Raw genomic sequence first — 20056 nt, 5'->3', positions numbered from 1 at the left:
GGCGAAGGGGGCCTGGAACCCATAGCATCATGCCTCACCCACCCACCGACCCTAGGCTCTCAGACGCCATGCCCAGACTGACCCCCTTGCAATGGTCCCTGTTCGCCGTCTTGCTGATCTTCTACGGCTTCGCCGTTTTCGCCTTGACCCGGGATTACTACCTGCGCCACCCGCCCAGAAGTCTGGCCAGCGCCGACCCGTCGAGCCAGGCAGCGCCCAAGACGGCCCCCACGGCCACGCCCCCCACCTTTATCCAGCGTGAGATGCTCGCCGCCGGCGCCCCAGCCGTAGCCCCCACCGGTACCGACCCGGAGCAACTGAATGATGCCGGCGACCAGTTCTTCGATCAGAGGCGCTACGCCGAGGCCATCCCCTACTACCGGCGCGCCCTGGAACTCGCCCCTGGCGATGCCGACGCCAGCAATGACCTGGGCCTGGCCCTCTTTTACACCGGCCAGACCGCCGAGGCCATCAAGGTCCTGCGCGCCGGCGCGGAGCGCTCCCCGGACTTCCAGCGCCTCTGGCTCACCCTCGGTTTCGTGAGCGGCGGCGCTGGCGACAAGGCCACCGCGCGTGCCGCCCTGGAAAAGGCGCGGGACCTGGGCCCGGACACGGGCATCGGCCAGGAGGCGGCACGCCAACTCAGCCGCCTGGGGGGCGGCTGATCTCGTCCATCACCGGCACGGGATGACAGCCAGACCCATAGACTCCGAGCCATCGTTATCAGTAATGAGAGGAATCCACCATGCTCCCCAGCACCTTATCTCCCTGATCCCTACACACACTTGACTCCGCGCCGCCCGGCCGCTACGCTCCCCGGCCATGAGAGTCTGTGGCCAATGGTTTGACACCCCCTACGCGAGCGCATCGTGGCCACCGTCGGTCAGGAGCCCGCCCTCAGCCGCCGCGCCTGGCGGAACGGGTGTGTGACTGGCTGAACTGGACCAATGCCCAGGGCCAACGCTGCCTGGGCAGCGCCCGCCGCGCGCTGGCCGAGCTCCACCGGCGCGGCGCCGTGACGCTGCCCGTGGCGACACCCTTTCCCGCCGGCCCCGCCCGGCACCCGCCACGGTGGCGCCAGCGCCGCTGCCGGTGGCTGAAGTAACGGGCGACCTGGCCGCCCTGGGTCCCATCGACCTCGTGGTGGTGGACACCGCCGCGGAACGCGACACCTACCACCAACTCATGGTCCAGCACCCCCTGGGGGACAAACCCCTGTGTGGGGCGCAACTGCGCTACCTCTTCCGCTCCGCCCACGGCGACCTGGGCGCCGCCGCCTGCCAAGCGGCCAGCTTCGCCCTCCAGGATCGCGACCACTGGATCGGCTGGAACGAGGCCACCCGCCGCGGTAACCTCGCCCGGGTCGTCGCCAATGCCCGCTTCCTGATCTTGCCTGGGGTCCGCGTACCCCACCTGGCCTCCCATCTCTTGGGCCAGCTGGCCCGCCGTTTGCCGGCGGACTGGGAAGCCCGCTATGGCGTGCGGCCCCTGCTGCTGGAGACCTTCGTCCATCCCGACTATGCCGGCACCTGCTACGCCGCCGCCGGCTGGGGATGCATCGGGCCACAGCGCCGGCCGCCGGGATGGCGTCCCGAAGGCCCTGTGGGTGCGCCCCCTGGCGGATGATGCCCGCCAGCGGCTGCGCCAGGGGCCCGCACGGCTGCCCGCCGAGCGCCCCAGTACGCCGGCCGACTGGACCGAGGAAGAATTTGGTGGCCTCAAAGTCTGGGATGCCCGTCTCAAACACCGCCTGTATCATCTGGCCGCGGACTTCTGGGGCGACGTCCAGTCCCCGGAGTCTCACCCGCCGCTGCGCCGACCGCGCCCGGACGGTCGCGGCCTATCGTTTCTTTGGCAACCCGCGGATCAACATGCACGTCATACTCGGCGCCCACCGGGGAGGCGGTGATCGCCCGGATGGGCGCCCAGCCCCTGGTGCTGGTGCCCCAGGACACGACCTCGCTCAACTACACCGGCCATCCCGATACGGCGGGGCTGGGGCCGATCAGGGAACAAGACCGACGGCGGCCCCGTCGGCCTGGTGCTGCATAACAGCCACGCCTTCACCCCCGAGGGCGTGCCCCTTGGGGGTGGTGAGCGCCGCGTGCTGGGCGCGTGACCCCGACCAACATCAGACCCGCCGGGAACCCGAGGTGCGGGAAAGCGGCAAGTGGCTGGCAGCCTACCGCACCCTGCAGGCGATCGCCCCCAGGTGCCCCACACCACCCTGGTGAGTATCGGTGACCGCGAGGCCGACCTGTTCGAACTCTTCGCCCTGGCGCGTGATCCCGCCAGCCCGCGCCTGCTGGTGCGGGCCAACCGCGGCCGGCAGCGCCAGGTGATGAGCGCTGAGGGGCTGACCCCGTTGTGGGACCACCTGGGCGGTCTGGGTGGCGGGGCGCCTCGCCCCTGGTACTGCCGCGCCGCGGCGCGCGAGCCGCGCGCACCGCGGAGCTGGCGCTGCGCTGTGGGCCGGTGACGCTCAAACCGCCCGGGAATCTTAAAGAAAGCCCGCTGGCGCTGTGGGCGGTGTTGCTGCGCGAAGCGGCCCCGCCCCGGGGTCGACGGGGTGGACTGGCTGTTGCTGACCAACGTCGCCACCACCACCCTGGCCGAGGCCCAAGAGCGGGTGCGCTGGTATGGCGCGCGCTGGGGCATCGAGGTGTTTCATCGCACCCTCAAGACCGGTTGCCAGATCGAGGAGCGCCAGTTGGGCTGCGTGGCCCGCCTGGAGAATTGCCTGGCCATCGATCTGGTGGTGGCCTGGCGCATTTACTATCTGACGATGCTGGGCCGCATGGATCCTGACGCCCCCTGCACCCTGTTCTTCCAGGATCCGGAATGGCAGGCGCTGTTTAGCTGGTTTCATCAAACCACCGTTCTGCCCGAGCAGCCACCCACCCTGCAAGAGGCGACCCGCTGGATCGCCATCAAGGGCGGCTTCCAGGGCCGTAAGGCCGATGGCCACCCGGGGACGGAGGTGCTGTGGCAGGGCTTGCAGAAGCTGGACGTGGCGATCGAGATGTATCTCATCTATCGCCCGGAGGAGCGGGCGAGCTGGCGCGATGAGTATCCGCCGGGGTATTTGCGGCCGCCGCCGGAGGATACTTCGTGAGAAAGGAATGGACTCAAGTATGTGTAAAGGTCAGCTTATCTCCCTGCATCACCACCGACAAGGTAGCAGAGTCCCGCGATTTCTATATCAAGCACTTCGGCGCCAAGGTCACCTTTGACTGTGGCTGGTATCTGAACCTGGAGTTCGGTAAGGAGACCGCCTCTCTGCAATTCATGGCCCCTCAAGCCGAGCAACCCCTGTGTAACCCCGCTGGGCTAACCTATAACCTCCAGGTAGCGGATGTTGATGCTGAATATCAATCACTGCTGGCCTCAGGACTGACCGCCATCATGCCCCTTGAGGACCATCCTTGGGGCGATCGCGGCTTTGCCATTCAAGACCCCAACGGCATCGTCCTCTACATCTTCTCGGCGCGGGAGCCTGGCCCTGAGTTTAAGCAATATTATCAACCCTGAGTTTCTCCCTCCGCCCTGGCGTTCGAGCCCATGCTGGCCGGGCGCCGGGGAATCGGGTCAGGCCGGTCCCCGCTCGGTCATTCCCCAGAGATCATCCCTCTGGGACCACCCTCGGGTCTGATCAGAGCATGAACCCTGGCGGTCTCAGTCCCTGACAGCCAGGGCGACCGTGTAGTGGGCGCCCTGCTTAAGCTTGTCGTAATTACCAAACACCTCGGTCAGATTGCGCTTCATGAACTCGCGCAGCCCGTTGATGGTGACCACGTAGAGGCGGCCACCGGGATTGAGCCACTGGCGGGCGTCGTGCAGATAGAGGCTCAGGGCCTCCTTGCCGACCTTGGCGGGGATGTTGCTCGCGATGACATCAAAGCGCAGAGTGGGATCGATGTGGCGAAAGCCATCGCTCAACTGGGCGCGGGCGTTGGGCAGGCGATTGAAGGCGACATTGCGGTTGCTGAACTCGACGGCGACGAAGTCCTTGTCCACCATCAGCGTCCGCCCGCCGGGGGCAAGCGCCGCCAGGGCCAGGCCGATGGGACCGTAGCCACAGCCGAGATCCAGGCAGTTGTCGTCCGGTCCCACCTCGACATGCTGGAGCAACAAGCGGGTACCCTCGTCGATCTCGCGCGGCGAGAAGAGGCCCCAGGTGGAGCGGAAAACAAAGGGGCGGCCTACCAGTTGGGTCTCGAAGACGATGTCTTCGCGATATTTATCAAGTTGTTGTTTGGTCAGCATGACTCCACCTTGGCTGTGAATGGTTCCCTTGGGGTGATCCCTGGGGTTGTCCCCCGGAGGCTCCCGGCGGCGGATCCCTCCTGGTGATGCCACGGGACGGGATCTTTAGGATGGGCGCATTCTCCCAGAAACTTGTTCACCCTGGCACACTTGCCGCGATTTTATCCCCATGAACGATCTCTCGGGCCGTCTCCAGATTCACCTGCTTCGTCGCCCGGAAGGGTTGGCGGTCGACATCGCATCCTCGCGCCTCGTCGGCGCCAGCCGGGTCTTCATCGGCAAGAGCCCAATGGAGACGGCCGCGACGCTCCCCAGCCTCTTCAGCGTCTGCGCCACCGCCCAGGCCGTTGCCTGCGTCTCGGCCTGTGAGGTGGCTCTGGGCCAGACTCCCAGCGATACCCTCTCGCGGACGCGCGGCTTGTTGGTGGAGGTAGAGACGGCCCGGGAGCACCTCTGGCGCCTGCTCCTGGACTGGCCGGGCTTTCTCGGCGAGGGGCCACGGGGGCCGGCCATGGCCCGGGTCATGGGCGCCTGCGGTCAACTGCGCTCGGCCCTGGCGGCGGGCGGTGATCCGCTGGTGCTGGGTACCCCAAGCTTCCAGCCGGACCTGGCGGGTGCCGCGGTAGCCCTGACGGTCCTGGCGGATGTCGCCATGGGGCAGGTACTGGGCCAAGCCCCCCGTGGCTGGCTCGCCGCGAACACCACCGCCGCGGAGCTGGGCCACTGGGCCGCAACCACCGACACCCCCGCCGCGCGACTGCTGCGTCTGGTCGCAAGCCAGGGCTGGAGTGCCGTCGGTCGTTCAACCGTGCCGGCCCTGCCGGCCCTGTCCAGCGCCGCCCTGGAGGCACGTCTGGGCGGACCGGAGGCCGAAGACTTCATCGCCAGGCCCCTCTGGGCCGGCGCCCCGGCGGAATCCTCCCCCTTCACTCGCCAGCTTAATCAGGCCCTGGTCGCCGACCTGACCCGGAAGCAGGGAAATGGCCTGCTGACGCGCCTTACGGCTCAATTGGTCGAGTTGGCCGTGATCCTGGCCGGGCTACCCGCGCGACTGGCCGCCTTGGAGGCTGGCGGGGATAGCCCCGGTGATAGGGAGGAGGGGGAGGGCGGCGTGGGCCTGGCCCAGGTTCAGGCGGCCCGGGGCCTGCTGGTGCATCGGATCGCCATCCAGGCTGGCCGGGTGGTGGACTACCGCATCCTGGCCCCCACCGAGTGGAACTTCCATCCCCAGGGCGCGGCGGCGCTGGGCTTGGCGACCCTGCCGGACGCGGACGATGAAACCCTGCGCCGAATCGCCGGGCTCTTCGTGACCGCCCTGGACCCCTGCGTGGCGTATGATGTGCGCCTTGACTGAATCGACTTTTCGGGTCCCGCCCCCATGTGCCTGGCCGTCCCCGCCCGCGTCATCGCCATCGATCCCGCCACCGACATAGCCACCGTCGCCCTGGGTGCCGTCACCAAGGAGATCTCCCTGGCCCTGGTCGAGAACACCGAAGTGGGGGACTATGTCCTGGTCCACGTCGGCTATGCCCTGGGCCGCATCAGCCCCGAGGAGGCCGAACGCACCCTGGCCCTGATCGCCGCCGCGGGGGGCCTGGCACCGGCATGAAATTCATCGATGAGTTCCGCGATCGGGACCTGGCCCGGGGCCTCGCCACCACCATCGCCCAGGAGGCCACCAGGGACCGGACCTACCGTCTCATGGAGTTCTGCGGCGGCCACACCCACGCCATCTTCCGCTATGGCGTCCAGGACCTGATGCCGGCCAACGTCCGCTTCGTCCATGGCCCCGGCTGCCCGGTCTGCGTCCTGCCCACCGCCCGGATCGACCAGGCCATCGCCATGACCGAGCGCCATGGCCTGACCCTCTGCACCTACGCCGACCTGATGCGGGTCCCGGCCTCCCACCGCCACAGCCTGCTCAAGGCCAAGGCTGGGGGCGCCGACATCCGCATGATCTATTCGACCCAGGACGCCCTGGCCATTGCCCGCTCCAACCCCGGGCGTCAGGTGGTCTTTTTCGCCATCGGTTTCGAGACCACCACCCCGCCCACCGCCGTGGCCCTCAAGCAGGCCCAGGCCGAGGGGCTCACCAATTTCAGCGTCTTCTGCAACCACGTCCTGACCCCGCCGGCCATGCGCGCCATCCTGGCGAGCGCCGCCCCCGAAGGCATCGCCATCGACGGCATCCTGGGGCCCTCCCACGTTAGCACCGTCATCGGCTCCGCCCCCTATGACTTCGTCGCCCGCGACTTTGGCACCCCCCTGGTCATCGCCGGCTTCGAGCCCCTGGACGTGATGCAGGCGACCCTGATGCTGATCCGCCAGATCAACGCGGGCCGCGCCGAGGTGGAGAATCAATACACACGCGCCGTGATCCCGGAGGGCAACCGCAAAGCCCAGGCCCTGATGGCCGAGATCCTGACCCTGCGCGACAGCTTTGAATGGCGCGGCCTGGGCTTCCTGCCCGACAGTGCCCTGCGCCTCAACGAGGCCTTCGCCGATTTTGACGCCGAGCAGCGCTTTCGGGTGGTCGTCCCCCCCAGTTGCGAGGTCAAGGGCTGCGAATGCCCCGCCGTCCTGCGCGGCGTCAAGGAGCCCGCCGACTGCCGCCTCTTCGGCACCCTCTGCACGCCCGACAACCCCATGGGTTCCTGCATGGTCTCCTCCGAGGGCGCCTGCGCGGCCTATTGGAGCTATGGACGCTTCCGGGACGCGGCCTGAGGCAGGCCTGTTTTGGTAAAGAACACTCTCACCCACCCGCCGAGACGCCCACACCTATGACCGCTCAGCCACGCCCATTCGCCCAGGGCCTCGATATCAAGGGCGGGGTGGTGGACATGACCCACGGCAGCGGCGGGCGGGCCATGGCCCAGCTCATCGCCGAGCTCTTTCAGCGCTTCCTGGACAACGACCTGCTGCGCCAGGGCAACGACCAGGCCCTCTTCCGGCCGCCACCGGGGCGCCTGGTGATGAGCACCGACGGGCACGTGATCTCGCCCCTCTTTTTCCCCGGTGGCGACATCGGCTGTCTGTCGGTACACGGCACCATCAACGATGTCGCCATGGCCGGCGCCTGGCCCCTCTACCTGGCCGCGGGCTTCATCCTGGAGGAGGGCTTCCCCCTCGCCGATCTGGCCCGGATCGTGGAGAGCATGGCGCGAGCCGCCAACGAGGCCGGGGTGCCGGTGGTGACGGGCGACACCAAGGTGGTGGAGCGCGGCAAGGCTGACGGCGTCTTCATCACCACCACGGGCCTGGGTGTGGTGCCGGACGGCATCACCATCTCCGGGGACCAGGCCCGGCCCGGGGACGCGATTCTAGTGAGCGGCACCTTGGGCGATCACGGCGTGGCCGTCATGTCCAAACGCGAGAACCTGGGCTTCGGCACCGAGATCCTGTCGGACACCGCCGCCCTCCATGAGCTGGTGGCCGCCATGGTCGCGGCGGTGCCGGACATCCATTGCCTGCGCGACCCCACCCGCGGCGGCTTCGCCACCACCCTCAACGAGTTCGCCCGCCAGTCCGGGGTCGGCATGCGGGTACGCGAGACCCAGATCCCAGTACGCGAGGCGGTAGCCGCCGCCTGCGAACTCCTGGGCCTGGACCCCCTCTACGTCGCCAACGAGGGCAAGCTCATCGCCATCTGCCCGCAGTCGCGGGCCGGGACCCTGCTGGCGACCATGCGCGCCCACCCCTTGGGCCGGGACGCCGCCATCGTCGGCGAGGTGGTGGCGGACCCCCACCAGTTCGTGCGCATGGAGACCGCCTTCGGCGGCGAGCGCGTCGTCGATTGGCTCACCGGCGAACCCCTGCCGCGCATCTGTTAAAGGCGGCGGGGTCAGGTCTATAAAGCGAGCGTGGGGTCTAAACTTCTCCCCCTCAGCCTTGCTGCTGGCAGCGCGTCTCGCGCATCCGCGGGGCGGCGACAAGGGCGATGAGGGCGCAGCCAAAGGACAGCCAGAGGCCATTGAGGTAATCGGCGCGCCCATAGAGGCGGACACCCTCCCGCAGAGCCCCATCCCAGGTCAGATCCAGGACCCAGCCGAAGGCCGGCTGCATAACGGCGGCGCCCAGGAAAAGGCCAGTGTTGACCAGGGCGATGGCCATGCCCGCCACCCGTGCCGGCAGGACCTCCTTGGCGGCGGCATAGACCACCACGTTGCCCCCGGCAGTCAGGCCCAGGACGGTAAAGATCAGCAGACCGCTCCAGCCCGGCCCCCAAGGCAGCAGGATCATCGCCAGCCAGGCCAGGCAGGACAGGGCGGTCCCCGCGATGATCACCGGGCGGCGCCGGCCGATGCGATCCGAGATCCAGCCCACCTTGAAGGCGCCAATGGCAAAGGCCGCCAGGGTCACCGTGGTGTAAAGGGAGGCGCCGGCGCGATCCAGTCCATGCAGATCGCGCATCAGTGGCACCGCCCACAGGCCGGCGAAGGCCAGGAAGCAGCCGGTGAGGCCAAAATTGACCCAGAAGCCGGGCCAGACGGCGCGCGTCGTCATCACCTCCCGCAGATCCCGCAGCCAGTGCTGATCCCGGGCCGGGTGGGACGGCAGGCCCTCCTGCTCCCGGAGCGAGGGAAAGCCCGCGTCCTCGGGCCGGTTCCGCACCAAAATCAGGGTCAGGACGGCGAAGGCGATGGAGACGAAGCCCGCGCTCACGAACACCGAGCGCCAGGACACCTCCACCAGCAGCAGGGCCAGGGGACCGGCGGCCATGATCGACCCCAGGTTGCCCAGCAGCAGGGTGAGCCCGCCGATCCGCCCGTACTGGCGCTCGGAAAACCAGACCGCGTTAGTTTTCATGAGCCCGATGAAGACCACGGACACCCCCAGGCCGACGAGAAAGCGCCCCCAACTGGCGGTGCCAAAATCCGGCGCCAGCCCGAAGAGGATGGAGCCCGCCCCCGACACCAGCCCCCCCAGGGTGACACTGATCCGCGGCCCCAGGGTATCCGCCAGCACCCCGGACGGGATTTGCAGGGCGGTGTAGATATAAAAATAGGTCGCCGCCAGGGAGCCGAGCGCCGCCCCGCTGGTCTGGAAGGCCTGCATCAGGTCCGCCGCCACCACGCCCGGCACCATGCGGTGAAAGAAGACCATGATGTAGGAGGCGATCAGGGTCCAGAAGACGGTCCAGCGGACCCGGTTGAAGCGGGCTTGATCAAAGGCGGGGGTGTTCATGGGATGAGCCTGCGAGCCTGGGAGCGGGAAAAGGGGCAGGATGACCCGCCGGTAACATTTTGGCAATCTGGCGGTCGCGGGGCTCTGTTACCATTCGCGGGTTTTCATCCACTGGGAGCGATCATGCCGTCCGACCCCATCCTTGCCGACATCAACCCCGCGGAATCCCTGGCCGCCATCGACCTGGGCTCCAACAGCTTTCACCTGATCGTCGCCCGGCCCCTGGAGGGCGATTTCCAGGTCATCGACCGGCTCAAGGAGATGGTGCGCCTGGCGGAGGGCTTGACGGAGGACCGGGAGCTGATGCCCGAGGTAGCGACCCGCGCCCTCTCCTGCCTGGAGCGTTTCGGCCAGCGGTTGCGGGGCATGCCCCCCGGCAGCGTGCGGGCCGTGGGCACTAACACTCTGCGGCAACTGAACCCCGCGAGCGGCTTCCTGGCCCAGGCCGAGGCGGCCCTGGGGCATCCGATCGAGATCATCGCCGGGCGCGAGGAGGCGCGACTCATCTATCTCGGGGTAGCCAACGGCCTGGCCGCCGGCGACCAGCGACGGCTGGTGGTGGACATCGGCGGCGGCAGCACCGAGATCATCGTCGGCGAGGGTTTCACCCCCCGCCTGCGCGAGAGCCTGACCATGGGCTGCGTCAGCGCCTCCCTGCGCCATTTCAGTGACGGCGTCATCACCGCCGAGCGCCTGCGCCGGGCCGAACTGGCCGGGGCCATTGAGATCCGGCCGGTACGCGAACGCTTCCGCCAGTCCGGCTGGCGCGAGGCCGTCGGCAGCTCGGGCACCATCAAGGCCATCGCCGCCGTGGTGGCGGCCCAGGGCTGGAGCACGGACGGCATCACGGCGGACGCCCTGTGCCGCCTGCGGGAGGCCCTGGTGGATTTCGGCCAGGTCGCCGCCATCGACCTGGTGGGACTCACCGAGGAACGCCGGCCCGTCTTCACCGGTGGCGTCGCCGTCCTGAGCGCGGTCTTCACCGCCCTGGGCATCGAGCGGATGCAGGTCTCCGACGAGGCCCTGCGCGAGGGCCTGCTCTATGAAATGATGGGCCTGGTGCGCCACCTGGACGTGCAGGAGCGCTCGGTCGCCGTGCTCGCCCAGCGTTTTGGCATCGACGAGGCCCATGCCGGGCGCATCCGCGACACGGCCCTGGTCCTCTTCGGCCAGGTGGTCCGCGATTGGGACCTGACGGACCCCCTCATGCCCAACCTCCTGACCTGGGCGGCGCGCCTGCACGAGATTGGCCTGACCGTGGCCCACAGCCAGTATCAGAGGCATGGCGCCTACCTGGTGGCTAATGCGGACCTCTCGGGGTTTAGTCGCCCGGAGCAATGCCTCCTGGCCAGCCTGGTGCTGGGCCACCGGCGCAAATTCCAAGCCCAGGACTTCGCCGGGCTGGCAACCCCCTGGCGCCGGGCCGCCCCGCGCCTCTGCGTCCTCCTGCGCCTGGCCGTCCTCCTGCATCGGAGCCGCTCAGCCGCCGCCAAGCCCTCTCCCCTCCTGACCGCCAGCGAAGAGGGCCTCGTCCTGTGCTTCCCCCACTGGCTCGACGATCATCCCCTGACCCGCTTTGAACTGGAGGAGGAGGCCCAGCGCCTGGCGGCGGCGGGCATCCAACTGGATTTCGCCTGATGCGCCCGGTCCAAACTGCTAGAATCCCCACCAGAGGCGCCCTGGCGCCGCGCGCCCGTAACCAACAAGAGCCACCCAGCCTCGGCCGCCACGGCCGGGGTCTATAAACCCAAAACCTGGAGGATTTAACCCATGGCAGCACTCTTTTCCGACGCCTGGATGAAGCAACTCATGGACGCCTGGAACGACGAACCCGAGGTCAAGGACAAACTCGCCGAGATTGGCTTCGGCTCCGTCATTACCTGTGGCTTTAAGAACGAGGAAAACCCCCGGGGCGTCTTCGTGGTCGAAAACGGCGTTTGCATGCGCGCCGGCTCCTGGAGCCCCAGCGATCCCGCCCCGAACTGGGACATGCGTGCCGATCTGAGTGATTGGCTCAAGTGGGTCGAGAAAGGCATCGGCATGGCCGGCATGGGCATGGCCTTCATGACCGGCAAGCTCAAGTTCAAGGCCGGCGACTACAAGGCCATGATGAAGGACCCGCGCATGGCCAATCCCTTCGTCAAGAGCTTCGGCCTGATGCAGAAGATCGGCGCCGACGAACTCGGCTGAGCCCCGACCAGCGGGGACCATCCCAGCCCCGACACCAAGAGCCCGCCCCTGGCGGGCTTTTTAATGCTCATCCGCATGAGACCCTATCGCCAGACAGGCACGGTGTCACCACCAGCGGGCAGGCCCAACAACCGGCGCCCTTGGGGATTAAGGAACGATCATCCGGGCCAGGAGTCTCACCGGCTGGGGGATGCGGCAAATCGCGTTCAGGCAGCATTTGGCTTCGGCGGGCGGGATCGGTAACCTGTTAGCCGCTGGCTCGTCTCCCTGACCCACCGGATGTCCGCATCCCTATCTTTTTCGACTATCTGCAATGAGGAGAAAGAACTCATGAACTGGAAAGAACATCTCGACAAAGCCGTTGCGGCGGTGAAAGAGGCCGCCACCAGCGAAAAGGCGCAGGAAATCGCCGCCAAGGCCAAGGCCACGGCCGGAATTCTGGTGGAGAAGGTCAAGTCTGGAGCCGTTGACGCCGCCGATGCCATTGTCGAGGCCAATCGCGACCCCTCGGCCCTCTCGGTGCATTTCATGCATGCGGACCTCACCATCCTGTCCCCCGGTGAGGGCATCTCCATTACGCGGCCCGATGCCGCCACCCTGGTGGTGGCCGACGGCCAGGGCAATGGCCTGGTGATCAATGCCGCCGCCGACCCCGCTTACGTCGCCGAGATGATCGGCACGGTCGCGAGACTGGATGGCAACACCTTCGACCTGGGCGCGGAGGACGGCGTCAATGTGGTGATCACCAAGTTCTGATGACCGCTGGAGGCCCCGCGCCAGCCCCGGTCAGCCCGCCCCCGTGGCGGGCTTTTTTATACCCCTGGGTTCTCGCCGGGAGCGTGAGTCGGTTTCCCGGGTCGGGTGGCGGCGGGCGCTGGGTATACAATTACATCTGACGCTTCACGGGGATCTCCACCATGCCGCTTACCGCCCGCACCTGGGTGCTGCCCGCCCTGGCCGTCGCTGGCCTGGGGGTCTGGTGGTCTCTGCGCGAACCCGAACCGGTGGTGGTCAAGGTCCAGGCGGCGACGTTGGGGACGGTCGAGGAGATCGTCGCCAATACCCGCGCCGGGACCCTCAAGGCCTGCCGGCGGGCGCGACTGGCGCCCAGCATTGGTGGTCAGATCAAGACCCTGGCGGTGCGCGAGGGTGATCGGGTCAAGGCCGGCGATCTGCTGCTTGAACTCTGGAATGACGATCTCGCCGCCCAGGTCACCCTGGCGGAACGGGAGGCGGATGCCGCCGAGGCGCGATCCCGCTCCGCCTGCCTCAACGCCGAGAACGCCGAACGCGAGGCCGCGCGTCAGGTCAAGCTGCAGCAGCGCCGGCTGACCTCCGAGGAGGTCCTGGACCGCGCCATCACCGGCGCCAAGGCCGGTCGCGCCGACTGCGAGGCGGCGGCGGCCACGGCCCGGGTCAGCGCCGCCCAGATTGGCCTCGCCCGGGCCAATCTGGCCAAGACCCAACTGACCGCCCCCTTCGCGGGCATCGTCGCGGAGGTCTCCGGCGAGCTGAGCGAATACGCCACGCCCTCGCCCCCCGGCATCCCCACCCCCCCGGCGGTCGATCTCATCGACGACGCCTGTCACTATGTCTCGGCCCCCATCGACGAGGTGGACGCCGCCAAGGTGCGGACCGGCGCCGAGGTCCGCGTCACCCTGGATGCCTTCGGCGATCGCGTCTTTCCCGCCCGGGTGCGGCGCCTGGCCCCCTATGTCCTCGACGCCGAGAAGCAGGCCCGCACCCTGGAGGTCGAGGTCGAGGTCATTGATCCGCCGGTGGAACTGGCTTGGCTAGCCGGCTACAGCGCCGACGTCGAGATCCTGGTCGAACGCCGCGAGGGCGTCCTGCGGGTGCCCACCGCAGCCCTCAAGCCCGACGGGACCCTTCTGGTCCTGGACCAGGCAGCCGGCCGCCTACGCCAGCGTGCCGTCCAGACCGGCTTGGCCAACTGGGAGCAGACCCAGATCACCGGGGGGATCGAGCCCGGCGCACTGGTCGTCCTGTCCAGTGATCAGGACGGGGTGGTGGACGGCGCCCGCGCCATTCTGGGCGAGCCGGCCCCATGATTGAGATCGCCGGAGTCTCCCGCACCTTCCAGGTGGGCGGCCAGCCGGTCCACGCCCTGCGCGCCATTGATCTCACCTTCGCCGATGGCGAATACGCCGCCATCATGGGCCCCTCGGGCTCGGGCAAGAGCACCCTGCTGCACATCCTCGGCCTGCTGGACCGCCCCGACAGCGGCCACTACCGCCTCGACGGCCTGGAGACCACCGAAATCGACGAGGAGCGCCGCGCCCAGCTCCGGCGCGACCGCATTGGCTTCGTCTTCCAGTCCTTCCACCTGATCCCGCGCCTGTCGGCGGCGGAGAACGTCGAGCTGCCCCTGGTCCTGGCGGGCCTGGCACCCGCCCAACGCCGGGAACGGGTCACCCGCATCCTGGCGGCGGTGGGGCTGGCGGATCGCGCCCACCACCGCCCCGATCAGCTCTCCGGCGGCCAGCGCCAGCGCGTTGCCATCGCCCGCGCCACCATCATGGAGCCGGGCCTGATCCTGGCCGACGAGCCCACCGGCAACCTGGACCGCGCCTCCGGCCGGGAGGTCATGGAGACCCTGGAGGCCCTCAACGCTAACGGCCTGACCCTGCTGATCGTCACCCACGACGCCGAACTCGGCGCCCGCGCCCAGCGGCGGATCCGCATGGATGACGGCGCCATCCTTCCCGAAACCTCATGAGGAAGGGGCGCGCCCGGGCCGCAGGATCTCATCGGTCGGGTCTGGGACGGCTAGCGGATTGAAGATGCGCACGCCCCGCAGCGTAAAGCGTTGGTCGCCATTGTAGAGGACCACGCCAGGCGCGCACCGCACGGCGCCGAGGGCCTGGAAGCGTTCCAGGCCCTGGATGAAGTGGGGGGTGAAGGTGCTGGCCGATTTGATTTCGACCGGCGTCATGGACCCGGCCTCACGGATCAGTAAATCCACCTCATTACCCTGCGAATCCCGGTAGAAGAACAACTCGGGGCGCTGGCCAGCGTTGTACCTGGCCTTCAAGACCTCGGCGATGACCAGGTTTTCGTAGAGATGGCCCCGCAAGGGATCACGCGCCAGTTGCTCCGGCGTGCGGATGCCCAACAGAAAGGTCGCCAGCCCCACATCGACAAAATAAATCTTTGGCGATTTGATGACCCGCTTCTGGATATTCTCGAAGTAGGGTGACAACTCAAACACCACGAAAGAGGCGATGAGTACCGACAACCAGTTGCGGATGGTGGTCGCCGAGACACCAACATCGTTCGACAGGGAGGCGAGGTTGATGACCTGACCCACCCGGCCCGCCAACATCGTCAGGAATTTCTGGAAAACGGATAAATCCCGCACCTGAATCAGCGCCCGGACGTCCCGTTCGACGTAGGTTTGCAGTAACAACCGGGTACTCGGCCGCCGATCGGCGTAGTTCCTCCAAAATATCACGGTCAATCATGGAATTTTATGCAGATCGCAGCTTACAGATTCGATTTGCATAGTTATAGGCGTCTCTTCTGTAAAATATACCCAACACACTTAAGTTTTCGGTATCCCGGGCCGGGTGGCGGCGGGGGACGCCGTGAATACCTCCCCAGGCGAGCAGGAAATCGTCACAACTTGCAAAATGCATCGCGCTTCCCAAAAATGGGCCTCGATTCAAAGGAGACCCCGATGTCCCGTCTTGTCTTGATGAGGCCCAGGGCCTTATGGATACTGCTGATATCGGCCATGACGGTATCGGCAACCGCGCGGGGCCAGGATGCCGACCGTACGGCCGACCGAGCCACCTTCCTCCGGGCCGAGCGGGCCCTGAAGAGCGGGGACCGCCCCACCTTCGAGACCCTGCGGGACCAACTCCGGGACTATCCGCTGTATCCCTACCTGCGTTTCGCCGAACTGGGTGATCACCAGGCGGCGCCGGATGCCGCCATCGAGACCTTCCTGGCCGAATTCCCGGATACCCCCCTGGCGGAGCGGCTGCGCGCCGCCTATGTCAAACGCCTCGCCCAGGCCGAACGCTGGGCGGATCTGGCGCGGATCTACCGGGAGGAGGGTGACGCGGTGGAGCGGCGCTGTCTCTATCTGCGCGCACTGCTCGAGACGGGGGCGACGGACCGGGCCCTCGATCCCGCCCGGCTGGAGCCCCTCTGGCTGAGGCCCAGCTCCCAGCCGGCGGCCTGCGATCCCCTCTTCGAGGCCTGGCGGACCCAGGGCGGCCTGACCTCGGAACGGCTCTGGGCGCGGATCCGGCTGGCCCTGGAGGCCGGGGAGACGGGGCTGGCCCGCCACCTGGGCACCTGGCTGCCGGCGTCGGAGCGGCCCTGGCTCGACTACGGGCTGGCGGTGCTGGCTCGCCCGGCCCGGGTGCTGGAGCCCCTGCCGGAACCGGCACGGGCGGACGGCCAGGCGAGCACCCCACCCAGCGCCCAGGCCAATGCCCTGAACAGGACCCGGCCCAGCGCCCCAACGGGCGCCAACCCGGTCCCGCCCCCCCTGGCGGCGGCCATCCTGGCGGTTGGCATCGTCAACCTCGCGCGGACGACGCCCGAGCAGGCCGCCCTCGCCCTGGCAACCCATGCCGATACCCTGGAACGGGACCCCTTGGCCTGGGATCGCGCCCATGCGGCGGTGGGCCAGGCCCTCACCCCGGTCGATGGCCCCCGGGGGCTGGCGCTCTGGGACCGGATGGCGGCGCATGACGAAAACCTGGAGGCCCAGGAGCGGCGCCTGCGGGCGGCCATTGGCCAGCGGGATTGGGCGCGGGTGGCGGAGTGGGTGCGGCGCATGCCCGACCAGATGGAGAAGCGTGATCGCTGGCTCTACTGGCAGGGGCGCGCCGAGGCCGCCCTGGGTCAAGACGCGGCGGCCCGGGAGAGCTTCGCGGCCGCCGCTGGCCAGCGCAGCCTCTGGGGCCTGCTGGCGGCGGACCGCCTCGGGCTCCCCTATCCCCTGGAGTCGCGCCCGGTACCCGTCGAGCCCGAGCGCCTCCGCCGCCTCGCCACCGCGCCCGCCCTGGAGCGGATTCGGGAACTCCAGCGCCTGGGCCGGGACGCGGACATGCGCCGGGAGTGGCGCACCCTGACCCGCGACCTGGAGGCCCCCGATCTGCGGGCCGCCGCCACCCTGGCCGCGGGGCTGGGTTGGCATGACCAGGCGATTTTTACCCTGGCCCGCACCGACTACTGGGACGACCTCGAACTGCGCTTTCCCCTCGCCTATCGGGGCCTGGTGGAGGAGCAGGCCTGGCAGACGGGGCTGCCCGAGGACTGGATCTATGGGGTAATCCGTCAGGAGAGTGTCTTCAATCCCACGGTAGCCTCCCAGGCCGGGGCCCTGGGGCTGATGCAACTCATGCCCGGTACCGCCCAGGAACTGGCGGTCGCGGCCGGCGAGCCGGCGCCGGGGCGTGGCGCCATCCTGGAACCGGAACGGAACATCAATCTGGGGAGCACCTATCTCGCGGGGATGCGGGACCGCTTCGGCCACCCGGCCCTGGCCACCGCCGCCTATAACGCCGGGCCCCACCGGGTGGCCCGCTGGCTCCCCGAGGCCTGTACCGAGACGGACCTCTGGATTGTTGCCATTCCCTACGCCGAGACCCGGGGCTATGTCGAGCGTGTCCTAGCCTACCGCATCATCTACCGGGCCCGTCTGGGGCTGGAGCCGCTGCGCCTGTCCGAGCTCTTGCCGCCCATACCGGGGGGATAGGGCCGCAAAGTTCAGGCGAAGACCACCCAGGTGGTGGCGATGTATTTCACCCCCGCCTCCAGGCGGGCGGCGCGGTGTTCGTGGGTCCAGAAGGGGGGAAAGAGGACCAGGGTGCCGCGCTCGGGCCTGATGCTGACATCCTGATAGGCGAACTGGGTCTCGCCGCCGGGGCCGGGCACCTCATTGAGATACCAGAGGGCGACGAGTTGGCGCTGGCTGAATTCGTGGCTACCGCCGTCGATGTGCCAGTGATAGTACTCCCCCGCCTGATAACGCTGGACCTGATAGCCCATGTCCTTGAAGGGCCCCTTGAAGTAGGTGTAGGTCTCGCGAAACTCCCGCAGGGCGGCGGCCAGGGAGCGGAAGAACATCTGATCCACATCCCCCCAGTCCTCCTTGTCGCTCACCACCAGATCCGTCGTGGCCTTGATGGCGAGATCCTTGGCCTGAACCTGGCCGATGCGCCCCTCGTGCTGCTGCTCCGGGTGGGCCTCGAAACGGGCGATGACCTCATCGCAGAAGCTCGGCGGCAGGGCATTGGGGCGGGCGAAGATAAAGCTCCCGGGTTTGACCTCGCGGATGCTTGGCAGGGGGATGATGTCGCGGTGGATGGGGGTCATGGCTGAGGCTTCCCGAGGTGGGGCGTGAATCCGGAGGGTCCCGATGGAGCGGTCTGGGGGTGAAGGTTCATGCCACTCCCCTCAGGGCGGCGCGGATGATCTCCTCGGAGGTCTTGGTACCGTCATCGGCGGCGCGGGCCATGCGGTTGGCGTCCAAAGGCCGGTAGCCCAGGGCGATCAGGGCCGCGATGGCATCGCTCAGGGGGGCGGCCTCCGCCGGGACCCGCGCGGGGACCGTAGCGGTCGCGGGGAGTCCCGCCGCGAGGGCGCCCACGCGGTCGCGCATCTCGATCACCAGGCGCTCGGCGGTCTTCTTGCCAATGCCGGGTAGCCGCATCAGGGCGGTATGATCCTCCTGTTCGACACACTGGGCGAAGCGGCGGGCGTCCATGCCGGACAGGATGGCCAGGGCCATGCGGGCCCCAACACCGGTCACCTTGAGCAGATCGCGGAAGAGGACGCGGTCGGCCTCCCGCAGAAAGCCGTAGAGGGTGTGGGCGTCCTCCCGCACCGCCAGGTGGGTCACCAGGGTGACGGTCGCGCCCACGGCGGGCAGGTCGTAGAAGGTGGACATGGGGGCCTCCAGCTCGTAGCCGACCCCGTTGACGTCCAGGAGCAGCCAGGGTGGCCGCTTGTCGATGATGTCACCGCGCAGGCGTCCGATCATGGCCGAAAATCCCGCCAGGAGGCAGCGGCGCGCCGGCGCGCGGGAATGCCCATGGAGTGGGCGTGGCAGAGGGCCAGGGCCAGGGCGTCGGCCTCGTCCTCCCCCGGCAACTCCGGCAGTGCCAGAAGGATGCGCACCATGTGCTGGACCTGTGACTTTTCCGCCCCGCCGCTGCCAACCACCGCCAGCTTGACGGACTTGGGGCTGTATTCATGCACCTGAACGCCCGCCTTGAGCCCGGCGCAGAGCACGGCGCCGCGGGCCTGGCCCAGCTTGAGCGCGGCGGTCGGATCGCGGGCAAAGATGAGCTGTTCCACCGCCATCTCGTGGGGGGCATAATCCGCCACCACCTGGGCGACGGCGTCAAAGATCAGCCCCAGCCGGTCCGGCCAGGGCTGGTCGCCGACCCGGATGCAGCCGCTGGCGATGCGCAGGCTGTGCTGGCCGTCCGTGTCGATGACCCCGAAGCCGGTGTTGCGGGAGCCCGGGTCGATGCCCAGGATGCGATGGCGCAGGGCCCGGCTAGCGGCCCGGCCCAGGATCGGTAGGGGGCCAGAGGCGGCGTCCCGGGGCTGGGCGAGGGGTGAGAGGGGGGCCAGAATCAGGCCTCCAGTTCGGCCAGGATGGCGTCCGGGATGTCGGCGTTGGAATAGACCTCCTGGACGTCGTCCAGGTCCTCCAGGGCGTCGATCATCTTCAGCAGTTTCTCCACCGTATCGCGGTCTTCCAAGGTGGCCTGGGTCGAGGCGTTATAGGTGACGTCCCCTTCCCCCTGGGCGAAGCCGGCGATGGTCAGGGCATCGCGCACGGGCCCGAAATCCTCGGGGGTCATGATGACTTCCAGGGAGCCGTCATCATGGCTGACCACGTCCTCGGCGCCCGCCTCCAGGGCCGCCTCCATCAGGGCATCCTCGTCCACGCCGGGCGGGAAACTGATCACGCCCTGCTTGGTGAAGAGATAGGCCACGGAGCCGCCGGTGCCCAGGTTGCCGCCATACTTGGAAAAGGCGTGCCGCACATCGGCGGCGGTACGATTACGGTTATCGGTCATGCAATCGACCATCACCGCCACCCCGCCGGGGCCATAGCCCTCGTAACGGATCTCCTCGTACTGCTCGCCCTCGGTGCCGCCGGCGCCGCGCTTGATGGCGCGCTCCACCGTGTCCCGGGGCATGTTAGCCGTGAAGGCCTTGTCCATGGCCAGGCGCAGGCGCGGATTCATCCCCGCATCGGCGCCGCCCTCCCGCGCCGCCACCGTCACCTCGCGGATCAGCTTGGTCCACATCGAACCGCGCTTTTTGTCCTGCGCCGCTTTGCGATGCTTGATATTGGCCCATTTACTATGACCGGCCATGGATCTCTCCTCCAGAATGCCTGAATGGGCGGCATTGTATA

At 68.2% G+C, this 20056-nt stretch carries 23 protein-coding genes; 16 read left to right on the top strand and 7 right to left on the bottom strand.

What is annotated here, in order from left to right; all coding sequences use genetic code 11:
* Positions 1 to 68: 68 nt before the first annotated feature.
* The 6 genes from IPN92_01790 to IPN92_01765 all read left to right on the top strand — a co-directional run bounded on the left by IPN92_01790 (position 69) and on the right by IPN92_01765 (position 3531).
* A complete protein-coding gene (locus tag IPN92_01790) occupies positions 69 to 665 on the top strand; it encodes a tetratricopeptide repeat protein (GenBank protein MBK8637051.1) in 597 nt (198 codons plus the stop codon).
* Between the two features lie 257 nt (positions 666 to 922).
* Entirely contained in the window at positions 923 to 1105 is a 183-nt protein-coding gene (locus IPN92_01785) for a hypothetical protein (GenBank protein MBK8637050.1), read from the top strand.
* On the top strand, positions 1093 to 1626 hold the full coding sequence (locus IPN92_01780) for a DUF4338 domain-containing protein (GenBank protein MBK8637049.1): 534 nt from the start codon (positions 1093 to 1095) through the stop codon (positions 1624 to 1626). The genes IPN92_01785 and IPN92_01780 overlap by 13 nt, the downstream gene beginning before the upstream one ends.
* Before the next feature lie 586 nt (positions 1627 to 2212).
* Entirely contained in the window at positions 2213 to 2479 is a 267-nt protein-coding gene (locus IPN92_01775) for a hypothetical protein (GenBank protein ID MBK8637048.1), read from the top strand.
* A 90-nt stretch (positions 2480 to 2569) separates the two neighbouring features.
* On the top strand, positions 2570 to 3115 hold the full coding sequence (locus IPN92_01770) for an IS4 family transposase (GenBank protein MBK8637047.1): 546 nt from the start codon (positions 2570 to 2572) through the stop codon (positions 3113 to 3115).
* A complete protein-coding gene (locus IPN92_01765) occupies positions 3112 to 3531 on the top strand; it encodes a VOC family protein (GenBank protein ID MBK8637046.1) in 420 nt (139 codons plus the stop codon). The genes IPN92_01770 and IPN92_01765 overlap by 4 nt, the downstream gene beginning before the upstream one ends.
* Before the next feature lie 144 nt (positions 3532 to 3675).
* Here IPN92_01765 and IPN92_01760 read toward each other — a convergent pair whose 3' ends face one another.
* A complete protein-coding gene (locus IPN92_01760; GenBank protein MBK8637045.1) occupies positions 3676 to 4266 on the bottom strand; it encodes a methyltransferase in 591 nt (196 codons plus the stop codon).
* A gap of 169 nt (positions 4267 to 4435) precedes the next feature.
* Here IPN92_01760 and IPN92_01755 point away from each other — a divergent pair, with 169 nt between their 5' ends.
* From IPN92_01755 to hypE, 4 genes are read left to right on the top strand one after another with little or no spacing between them, the layout of a single operon-like run.
* A complete protein-coding gene (locus IPN92_01755; GenBank protein MBK8637044.1) occupies positions 4436 to 5620 on the top strand; it encodes a nickel-dependent hydrogenase large subunit in 1185 nt (394 codons plus the stop codon).
* A gap of 24 nt (positions 5621 to 5644) precedes the next feature.
* Positions 5645 to 5875, top strand: coding sequence for a HypC/HybG/HupF family hydrogenase formation chaperone (locus IPN92_01750; GenBank protein ID MBK8637043.1), 231 nt, complete (start codon positions 5645 to 5647; stop codon positions 5873 to 5875).
* A complete protein-coding gene (hypD, locus tag IPN92_01745; GenBank protein ID MBK8637042.1) occupies positions 5872 to 6990 on the top strand; it encodes a hydrogenase formation protein HypD in 1119 nt (372 codons plus the stop codon). The genes IPN92_01750 and hypD overlap by 4 nt, the downstream gene beginning before the upstream one ends.
* Positions 6991 to 7046: 56 nt before the next feature.
* Positions 7047 to 8096 carry a hydrogenase expression/formation protein HypE gene (hypE, locus tag IPN92_01740; protein ID MBK8637041.1) on the top strand — a complete coding sequence of 350 codons (1050 nt, stop codon included), beginning with the start codon at positions 7047 to 7049 and terminating at the stop codon, positions 8094 to 8096.
* 52 nt (positions 8097 to 8148) lie between these two features.
* Here the strand turns inward: hypE and IPN92_01735 are convergent, their stop codons facing one another.
* Positions 8149 to 9450 carry an MFS transporter gene (locus IPN92_01735; GenBank protein MBK8637040.1) on the bottom strand — a complete coding sequence of 434 codons (1302 nt, stop codon included), beginning with the start codon at positions 9448 to 9450 and terminating at the stop codon, positions 8149 to 8151.
* A gap of 123 nt (positions 9451 to 9573) precedes the next feature.
* Here IPN92_01735 and IPN92_01730 point away from each other — a divergent pair, with 123 nt between their 5' ends.
* The 5 genes from IPN92_01730 to IPN92_01710 all read left to right on the top strand — a co-directional run bounded on the left by IPN92_01730 (position 9574) and on the right by IPN92_01710 (position 14377).
* Complete coding sequence (locus tag IPN92_01730) at positions 9574 to 11088, top strand: Ppx/GppA family phosphatase (GenBank protein ID MBK8637039.1); 1515 nt, start codon at positions 9574 to 9576, stop codon at positions 11086 to 11088.
* Positions 11089 to 11220: 132 nt separating this feature from the next.
* The gene (locus tag IPN92_01725) at positions 11221 to 11640 is read left to right on the top strand and encodes an SCP2 sterol-binding domain-containing protein (GenBank protein MBK8637038.1); all 420 of its coding nucleotides are present in this window, start codon (positions 11221 to 11223) and stop codon (positions 11638 to 11640) included.
* Positions 11641 to 11970: 330 nt separating this feature from the next.
* The gene (locus IPN92_01720; GenBank protein ID MBK8637037.1) at positions 11971 to 12396 is read left to right on the top strand and encodes a hypothetical protein; all 426 of its coding nucleotides are present in this window, start codon (positions 11971 to 11973) and stop codon (positions 12394 to 12396) included.
* Positions 12397 to 12557: 161 nt separating this feature from the next.
* Positions 12558 to 13709 (top strand): efflux RND transporter periplasmic adaptor subunit, encoded by a 1152-nt coding sequence (locus IPN92_01715; protein ID MBK8637036.1) that lies wholly within the window; start codon positions 12558 to 12560, stop codon positions 13707 to 13709.
* Positions 13706 to 14377, top strand: coding sequence for an ABC transporter ATP-binding protein (locus tag IPN92_01710; GenBank protein MBK8637035.1), 672 nt, complete (start codon positions 13706 to 13708; stop codon positions 14375 to 14377). The genes IPN92_01715 and IPN92_01710 overlap by 4 nt, the downstream gene beginning before the upstream one ends.
* Here IPN92_01710 and IPN92_01705 read toward each other — a convergent pair.
* Positions 14372 to 15118 carry a DUF4143 domain-containing protein gene (locus tag IPN92_01705; protein MBK8637034.1) on the bottom strand — a complete coding sequence of 249 codons (747 nt, stop codon included), beginning with the start codon at positions 15116 to 15118 and terminating at the stop codon, positions 14372 to 14374. The two genes, IPN92_01710 and IPN92_01705, sit on opposite strands and share 6 nt — an antisense overlap.
* A gap of 237 nt (positions 15119 to 15355) precedes the next feature.
* Between IPN92_01705 and IPN92_01700 the strand changes: the two genes are divergently transcribed.
* Positions 15356 to 17374 carry a transglycosylase SLT domain-containing protein gene (locus tag IPN92_01700; GenBank protein ID MBK8637033.1) on the top strand — a complete coding sequence of 673 codons (2019 nt, stop codon included), beginning with the start codon at positions 15356 to 15358 and terminating at the stop codon, positions 17372 to 17374.
* Positions 17375 to 17385: 11 nt separating this feature from the next.
* On the opposite strand, the gene IPN92_01695 is transcribed toward IPN92_01700, so the two are convergent.
* From IPN92_01695 to IPN92_01680, 4 genes are all read right to left on the bottom strand, one after another.
* Complete coding sequence (locus tag IPN92_01695; GenBank protein ID MBK8637032.1) at positions 17386 to 17994, bottom strand: 2OG-Fe(II) oxygenase; 609 nt, start codon at positions 17992 to 17994, stop codon at positions 17386 to 17388.
* Between the two features lie 67 nt (positions 17995 to 18061).
* Entirely contained in the window at positions 18062 to 18661 is a 600-nt protein-coding gene (ruvA, locus tag IPN92_01690; GenBank protein MBK8637031.1) for a Holliday junction branch migration protein RuvA, read from the bottom strand.
* Entirely contained in the window at positions 18658 to 19200 is a 543-nt protein-coding gene (gene ruvC, locus IPN92_01685; GenBank protein ID MBK8637030.1) for a crossover junction endodeoxyribonuclease RuvC, read from the bottom strand. The genes ruvA and ruvC overlap by 4 nt, the downstream gene beginning before the upstream one ends.
* Positions 19201 to 19262: 62 nt before the next feature.
* Complete coding sequence (locus IPN92_01680) at positions 19263 to 20015, bottom strand: YebC/PmpR family DNA-binding transcriptional regulator (GenBank protein MBK8637029.1); 753 nt, start codon at positions 20013 to 20015, stop codon at positions 19263 to 19265.
* Between the last annotated feature and the right edge of the window lie 41 nt (positions 20016 to 20056).

The sequence above is a fragment of the Chromatiaceae bacterium genome (genome assembly GCA_016714645.1).
Classification (GTDB): domain Bacteria; phylum Pseudomonadota; class Gammaproteobacteria; order Chromatiales; family Chromatiaceae; genus M0108.
This window is presented reverse-complemented; position numbering and strand designations above follow the sequence as displayed.

Coding starts and splice junctions, on each gene's coding strand:
- IPN92_01700 (MBK8637033.1), top strand. CDS start 15,356: ATGAGGCCCAGGGCCTTATGGATACTGCTGATATCGGCCATGACGGTA.
- IPN92_01715 (MBK8637036.1), top strand. CDS start 12,558: ATGCCGCTTACCGCCCGCACCTGGGTGCTGCCCGCCCTGGCCGTCGCT.
- IPN92_01680 (MBK8637029.1), bottom strand. CDS start 20,015: ATGGCCGGTCATAGTAAATGGGCCAATATCAAGCATCGCAAAGCGGCG.
- ruvA (MBK8637031.1), bottom strand. CDS start 18,661: ATGATCGGACGCCTGCGCGGTGACATCATCGACAAGCGGCCACCCTGG.
- IPN92_01730 (MBK8637039.1), top strand. CDS start 9,574: ATGCCGTCCGACCCCATCCTTGCCGACATCAACCCCGCGGAATCCCTG.
- IPN92_01755 (MBK8637044.1), top strand. CDS start 4,436: ATGAACGATCTCTCGGGCCGTCTCCAGATTCACCTGCTTCGTCGCCCG.
- IPN92_01735 (MBK8637040.1), bottom strand. CDS start 9,450: ATGAACACCCCCGCCTTTGATCAAGCCCGCTTCAACCGGGTCCGCTGG.
- hypD (MBK8637042.1), top strand. CDS start 5,872: ATGAAATTCATCGATGAGTTCCGCGATCGGGACCTGGCCCGGGGCCTC.
- IPN92_01750 (MBK8637043.1), top strand. CDS start 5,645: ATGTGCCTGGCCGTCCCCGCCCGCGTCATCGCCATCGATCCCGCCACC.
- IPN92_01790 (MBK8637051.1), top strand. CDS start 69: ATGCCCAGACTGACCCCCTTGCAATGGTCCCTGTTCGCCGTCTTGCTG.
- hypE (MBK8637041.1), top strand. CDS start 7,047: ATGACCGCTCAGCCACGCCCATTCGCCCAGGGCCTCGATATCAAGGGC.
- IPN92_01725 (MBK8637038.1), top strand. CDS start 11,221: ATGGCAGCACTCTTTTCCGACGCCTGGATGAAGCAACTCATGGACGCC.
- IPN92_01720 (MBK8637037.1), top strand. CDS start 11,971: ATGAACTGGAAAGAACATCTCGACAAAGCCGTTGCGGCGGTGAAAGAG.
- IPN92_01710 (MBK8637035.1), top strand. CDS start 13,706: ATGATTGAGATCGCCGGAGTCTCCCGCACCTTCCAGGTGGGCGGCCAG.
- IPN92_01695 (MBK8637032.1), bottom strand. CDS start 17,994: ATGACCCCCATCCACCGCGACATCATCCCCCTGCCAAGCATCCGCGAG.
- IPN92_01760 (MBK8637045.1), bottom strand. CDS start 4,266: ATGCTGACCAAACAACAACTTGATAAATATCGCGAAGACATCGTCTTC.